Genomic DNA, 6,700 nt, shown 5'->3' with positions numbered 1-6,700 from the left:
AGCAGCTGCGCAGCTGCTGGTAGTCGGCGCGCAGGCAGATGAAGCGCGCATGCGGCAGATCGCGCAGACCGCCGACATGGTCGGCGTGGAAGTGCGAAATCAGACACCAGGCGATGTCATCCAGCGCCACGCCCCAAAAACTGAGGCAGGTTGCATTGACGTCGAATGCGGGGATGCCCGAATCGCCGAGGCCGAGCGCGCGTTGGATCAGCACCGCCTGGCAGGGAATCGGCTGCTCCATGACGCTGCAGGCGGAGATCAGGCAGTCGATCCGACTGGCATCGAGCCCGGCGCTGGCCAAGGCCTGTTGCGCGGCAGCTGCCCCGATCGACGATGCGGTCTCGCCATCGCCCACGTAATGGCGCGTCTCCACGCCCAGCCGCGCGAACGTGGTGCCCGCCGGCAACCGCCAGCGCGCGTCCAACTGGTGCGATGTCACCTCCGTCGCCGGAACATGGCGCCCGGTGCCCAGAATGCGCAGCGGCAATGCATTCAACGCGGAGCTCTCACGACATGAAGGCGCGCAGCATACCGTGGCCACATCGGCAGGCCCACCGCCGTGCAGGCCGCTACACATCTAGGCGCATGCACGGCGACGCGCGCCGCGCAACGGCCGCCTGCCACAGCCAATGGATCCATGTCAGCTCGAGTACTCGCGCTCAGCATGACGCGCCAGGCGCACGCGGCGACATCGCCTCAAGGCGCTTCCACCTCATAGCCCAGCGCCTGCAGGCGCGCCAGATAGCCATCCGGCGCGGTCAGCCGGCTGATCGGCAGTACCGCGAACGTGCTGCGATTACGTTGCAATGCGGCGATGGCGATGCCCAGCCAATGCTCGCGCATACGCCGTTGCAGATCGTCGATGCCGCGTTTTTTTGCGGCACCGGAGCTGGCCATTGCGCCCATGCAGGCGGCTTGCGGGTCTTCGCGCGGCAGCTAACGCAAGGCCTGGATATCGCCCACCGACCAGGCATTGGCGCGTTCTACCATCGTCGGCAGGTCACGCTCCACCGCCACCAGAATGCTGCGGAAACACGCGGTATCGTCCATTCCGCCAGCACGGAATTCCTTGAGTGCCTGGCGCGGATCCTTGATTTTGTAGTCCAGTGCGGTCGGGGTGGGCTTGATCCCCGCGCGCTTGGCAGCGCGCGCCACCACTGGCCAAACCACCGGCGAACGGCCCAGGCCGGAGCGCTTGATGGCGGCCTGGTACAACTCGCCGGCGGCCAGCATCGGGCGCTTGCGCTCCACGCCACGGTCGCTGCCGAGATAGCGCGCCTTGGACACGCTCCAGCGCGCATACAGGTCGGCCGGCAAGATATCGCGCAGCTCGCGCCCATCTTCGTTCTTCATCGCTTGCATGGCCGAAGGCAGCAAGGTCAGCTTGCCGAAGAATCCCATGTCCGCATCCACCTGGACGGTTGGCGCTTCCAGCACCTGCTGGGACAGGCCGATGATGGTCTCCACTTCGGTCGACTGCCACTGCAGCCGCTTCGGCAAAGGCGACAAGGTGCCCAGGATCCACAACACATGATCGCCCTTGCTGACCTTCCACAAGCCCGGTCCGGGCTGCACGCCGCGCACGACCATGGCCTCCAGATCCACCACTGCCGGTGCCGGCGCCGCCACCTTGGGCGGCACGCCTTCACCGGCGGTCGCCAGCAGCGGCACCAACATCAAACCCATTCCCCATCCCGCGACCTTGCGTTGCATGGTGTGTCGCCGCCCCTGTTTGAGGCGGACAGTACGCCAAGCCAGCGGCGGCCGCGATAGGGAAGCGTTTGGTCGTCCTCGCAGTCGACGGTCAGCGTGGCAGCAGCGTCGCCAGGTGTGCGGCCAACGGCGAAGCCTCGTCGAGCAGCGCAAAGCCTTCCCAGACAAATCCCGGCGACACCGTGCAGCCCATCAGGGTGAAGTCGCCGAGCGAGCGTGCCGTTTGCCAACAGCCTGCCGGCACCACGTGCATCGGCTCGCCGCGCTCGGCGGCATCCACGATCACGCGCTGCAATTGCTCGGTGCAGGTGTCATAGATCAGCAGTTCCAAGGCATCGCCCAGCTGCCAATGCCAGGCTTCATCCGCATCCACGCGGTGCCACGCACTGCACTCGCCTGTACTCAGCAAAAAACGGATGGCGGTCATTGCAGGGCGGGGCTGGCCGTTGTCGGTGACCTGACGCGCGGAGGCATAGACGCGGCGATAGTGCCCGCCTTCCGGATGCGGGGCGAGGTCCAGCAAGCGGATCAGGGCGGCGGCGGTCGGATGCATGCGCGCATGCTAGGACAGACACACCGCCCCTGCATCAGGGCAGTTGCTTTCCCGCGCGCAGGCAGGTGCGGAAGAACACCAGCAGATCCCAGCTATAGCGCTTGAGCAAACGGCGTGGCTCGTTGAGCAGCCGATACATCCACTCCAGATGCAGGCGTCGCACCCACTCGGGCGCGCGCTTGGCGGTACCGGACAAGAAATCGAGCAAGGCGCCCACACCAAAGACCAGCGGCACGCTCAGCGCGTGGCTGTGGTCCAGGATCCAGCGCTCCTGCAGCGGGTTGCCGAACGCCACCAGCAGCACATCGGCACCGGAGCGATTGATGCGCTCGGCCAGGCCCTCGCCGGCCGCCGCAAATTCGCCATAGCCGTCGCACATGCCGACCACCTGCTGCCCCAAGGTCCCGGTCAGCGTCGCCGCAGCGGTCTTGCCCACACCGGGACGACCGCCCAGCAGAAAGAACTTGAGCGGTTGCGCACTCTCGCGGCACAGATACGGAATCAGGTCGGTGCCGTTGAGGTTGCCGGCGAAGCGACGGCCGTGGATCAGCCGTGCAGCCAGATCCATGCCGATCCCATCGTTGACGATACGCACGCTGGGTTCGCGCATGCGCATGCGCATGCGCAGTGCCTGACATTGCACGATGAAATTGGTATTGGCGAAGAACACCCGCCGCGGCTGACGGGCGGCCAGCGCATGGAACAGATCCAGCGCGAAGGCTTCCTGCGTGGTGGACAACACCGGGAAGCCACCTAACGGAATTACCACACCCGGCGGCGTGGTGCCGCTGGCAATTCCGGTTGTTTCCATATCCACGCGCTGGCCCTGCATCATCGAATCACCAAAGGTCGTAAGGGAAGGCAGCCAACAGGCCGGCCTGCAGGTTTTCCAAATCGAAATCGCCGTTGCCGCCCAGCTGCAGACACTCTTCCACGCTGTTGCCGGAATGCCACTGCATGCGCCCGGTACCGTTGTAGTAGTCGTCGTACTTGAAGCGATCTTCGCCGTTGCCCCAGTCCAAATACACCGCAGGGATTCCGTAGGCCTCGGCAAGGATCAGGCCATGCAACGAGCTACTGATCACCAACTCGGTACCAAGCAACATCGTCATGAACGTTGCGGGCTTGACGTTGGGGAACACCAAGTGGTCTTTGTACGCGCTGTACTTTTCGACCGGCTCGTTGAAGTGCGGAACGATGGCGAAGGGCCGCTTGTTGATCGGGCCGAGCGCGTCGGCCGGGAAGAACATCGGCGTCAGCAGCCCGGGATCGCCATACACTTCCGGCACCGCGATGCCGCGATCGAGCAAAAACTTGCGCGTCTTCGGCCCACGCACTGCACGGACATCGAGCGTACTGAAGGTGTTGCGCTCGGCAGGAATCTTGCCATTGATGCCACTGCCCCAAACGGTGTCACCGTCTTTGGCGAAGTGCAGCACCGAGCCGATCGCGATCAGCTTCTTGCTCAGGTCCTGCTTCTCGATCAGCGTCTTGTCCTGCAAGAACAGCACGCAGGAGACGATCACCTTGGACAGGTGATCCCCCATATTCACGCTAGCGTTCTTGGGCTGCCACCAGAACAGTGCACGACGTTCTGCGTGTTCTATCCACTTCTGCAGCAAGGCGTTGGCCATAACGTATGAGTCTCCTAAAGAAAAATCTGCGCCGCATCAATGCGAGAGCGCAGCCTCCGACGAGGCAGGCACCGCTGCGCTTTTCTGGGGATACAAACGGGTTTCCGGATACGCACCGGGATCCAGCACGCGATCGGTGGTGTCGGACCAATTTAGGCACTGGCGATAACGCACGCGCGGTGCTTCCAGGGCGCGGCCGATTGCGGCAACGACAGAATCGGCGTTTCCCGGAGTGTAGCCGAAACGCGACTGATACGGCCCCACCACCGCATTCGGGCACACCGCGGGCAAGCCGAAAAAGTCGTATTGCAGCAACTTCATCGAACTGTCGGCCAGATAGACCGGCACCTGCTCGGAGGCATACGGCGCAATCCCGAACCGCGCGTGTTTGATGTAGCCAATGGTTTCGGCGTGTTTCATCTCGCCATAGACCACCACGTTGTCGCCGTAGCCTGGATGCCGGCCCATGCCCGAGCCGATCACATGGAACGTCACTTGCGGGAAGGCCTTGCTGGCGACCACGAAGAATTCCGGATCGAACAACATCGAACCGACCGCCACTGCGTGGATGCCCTCGGCGTAAGGTGATGGATCGCCGAGTTGATCCAGGTTGTGATCTACGCCATGTCCAACGTGATAGACATTGTCGCGGCTGGCAATCTCTTCTGCCATTGCTGGCGACACCAGTGCAATCACATCGAGCATGGGTGCCACGCGGTCGAACTCGCGTTCGATGTACGACGCCACATTGATCGTGCTCAGCCCGTCGGATGCGCGGTACACCAGCTTGGCTGCGGGATTGACCCGCTTGGCCAGTTCGATGAAAGCAACCGCAATGCCGCTTTCGAACACGATCACATCCGCCTCGCGCATCCAGTCGAGTAACTGGCGCGGCGGATGCGCGGCATACCAACGGAACATCGCATCCTCGACCGAGCGCAGCCACGGACGGCGCGTATTGAACGGATGCACCGTCGTGCGCCACAGGTAGCAGTCCACGCCCTTGTGCGAAACGACCGTGTTTGCAGTCTCGTCGAGCGGCAGCCGCATATCGCCCTTCATGCGCGACAACCGGCTATAACGCAGCGAGAAGAACCGCGTGGTCCCGCGCAACACAAGTTGATCGGTGATGAAGTGGATATTGGCGCGCCGCGGTGTGCGGTAATCGTGGGCGGACAAGACCAGATAGTAAGGCCGGCGGATGCCGGAAGCGGCGGCGGGTGTGTCGCTCATGGGCCGTGTCCTATGAATGAGTGAGAGAAAGCATGACCGACTGCAGGCGAAGACCATGTCGACTCATCGACGTGCCTTGGCCTGCGTCAGCAGCTTGCGGATGTTGACGATGGCAATCACATCGCGACGGAATGCAGGCCAGATCGCCAAGGCAAGTAGGCAAACGGCAAGCATCGTCACTGCGCCGACAGCCAGTTGCTCCCACAGCGGGCCGCCAAGCGTAATGGAGGCGTAATACGCGCACCCGCCCGCCACGCCGTACGCGACCAAGGCGCGCAGCGCATTGGTGAAGAGAGCGCCGACCGGCGCGTCCGAGATCCTGCCGATCCATAGCAGCGACAGCGGCCAGGTCAGCAACAAACCGAACGAATACCCGATCGCCACACCCATCGCGCCCCAGCGCGAGCCGACGAAAATGCAGGCAATCAGCAGGACGCGGCTGACCAGCGAATACACCAGCTGCGCGCGCATCAGTCCGCGTGCAAGGAACACCCAATATGTTGCATAGGACGCCGTCTGGAAGATGCCGCCCAGTGTCAGCACCTGGAACAACGGCACCGCCTCGCGCCACTGCTCGCCCAGTACCAGCACGATCAGCGGCATTGCCAATGCGCAAGCGAACGCGAACAGCGCAAAGATCAAGTGCACCATCACGGTCTGCCCGCGCAGCAAAAACGCACTGAAGCGCTCGCGGTCGTCCTGCAGCTGCGACAACACCGGCAGCGCCACGCTGGTGGCAGGCGCATTGATCTGGTTCAGCGGCATCATCAACAACTGGAATGCGCGGTTGTACAGTCCCAGCGCGTCCGGTCCGGTCCGCCAGCCGATGATGACCTGCCCCACGTTGCGACTGGCATACCCCAGCAACTGCGCCGCCATCAGGTTCCAGCCGAAACTCATGAAATCGCGCATCGGTGCCGAACGCTGGTAGCCACCCGGCAACCAGCGAGCGCAGCTCGCGGCGATGATGAAATTGACGCCAGCCTGCACCACTTGCTGCACCACCAGCGCCCAGTAGCCCCAGCCCAGCAGCGCAGCAGCAACCGCTGCACCGAGACCAAGCACCTGCGAGCCCACATCGCTGAGCGCCACCTGCCCGAAGCGCAGCCCGCGACTCAGATGCGCGCGGTACTGCGTGGTCATGCCGTTGATCAGGAAGGTGACCGCCAGCGCCTGGGAAATCGTCACCAGGGCCGGCTCTTTGTAGAAGTTCGCAATCAGATGCGCCGAAGCAAACACTACCAGCGCCAGCAGCAAGCCAATGCCGCTATTGATCCAGAACAGGTTGTCGCGCTGCTCGCGGCTGACATGCTTGGCTTGCACGGCTGCTGCCGAGAGGCCGAAATCGCGCAGGATCTCGGCGGCGCCGACGATGGCGGTGACCATCGCCATCAGACCGTAGTCGTAAGGCGTCAGCAAGTGCGCCAGCAGAATGATGCCGCCGAACTGCACCACCATCTTGGCCGACTGGCCAAGCATGGTCACCGCTGCGCCACCGGCAGCGCGCGACCCCAGGCTACGCTGTGGCGGTGGCGGCGGTGTGGAAGATGTCATCGTAGGTGTCTCT

The 6,700-nt window shown here is 63.5% G+C and carries 6 protein-coding genes and 1 pseudogene; all 7 read right to left on the bottom strand.

What is annotated here, in order from left to right:
* The coding region (locus XAXN_RS16485; protein WP_245149963.1) for an MBL fold metallo-hydrolase at nucleotides 1–496 on the bottom strand (496 nt) is incomplete at its 3' end.
* A 200-nt stretch (nucleotides 497–696) separates the two neighbouring features.
* A pseudogene (locus tag XAXN_RS16480) lies at nucleotides 697–1,713 on the bottom strand (TraB/GumN family protein).
* Between the two features lie 91 nt (nucleotides 1,714–1,804).
* Nucleotides 1,805–2,266 (bottom strand): cupin domain-containing protein, encoded by a 462-nt coding sequence (locus tag XAXN_RS16475; protein ID WP_054320359.1) that lies wholly within the window; start codon nucleotides 2,264–2,266, stop codon nucleotides 1,805–1,807.
* Between the two features lie 34 nt (nucleotides 2,267–2,300).
* Nucleotides 2,301–3,101 carry a WecB/TagA/CpsF family glycosyltransferase gene (locus tag XAXN_RS16470; protein ID WP_054320358.1) on the bottom strand — a complete coding sequence of 267 codons (801 nt, stop codon included), beginning with the start codon at nucleotides 3,099–3,101 and terminating at the stop codon, nucleotides 2,301–2,303.
* Between the two features lie 4 nt (nucleotides 3,102–3,105).
* Entirely contained in the window at nucleotides 3,106–3,900 is a 795-nt protein-coding gene (locus tag XAXN_RS16465; protein ID WP_054320357.1) for a polysaccharide pyruvyl transferase family protein, read from the bottom strand.
* 36 nt (nucleotides 3,901–3,936) lie between these two features.
* Entirely contained in the window at nucleotides 3,937–5,133 is a 1,197-nt protein-coding gene (locus tag XAXN_RS16460) for a GumK N-terminal domain-containing glycosyltransferase (RefSeq protein ID WP_054320356.1), read from the bottom strand.
* 63 nt (nucleotides 5,134–5,196) lie between these two features.
* On the bottom strand, nucleotides 5,197–6,687 hold the full coding sequence (locus XAXN_RS16455) for a lipopolysaccharide biosynthesis protein (protein ID WP_054320355.1): 1,491 nt from the start codon (nucleotides 6,685–6,687) through the stop codon (nucleotides 5,197–5,199).
* Nucleotides 6,688–6,700: the final 13 nt, after the last annotated feature.

This window comes from Xanthomonas axonopodis (assembly GCF_001304695.1).
GTDB classification, from domain to species: domain Bacteria; phylum Pseudomonadota; class Gammaproteobacteria; order Xanthomonadales; family Xanthomonadaceae; genus Xanthomonas; species Xanthomonas axonopodis.
This window is presented reverse-complemented; position numbering and strand designations above follow the sequence as displayed.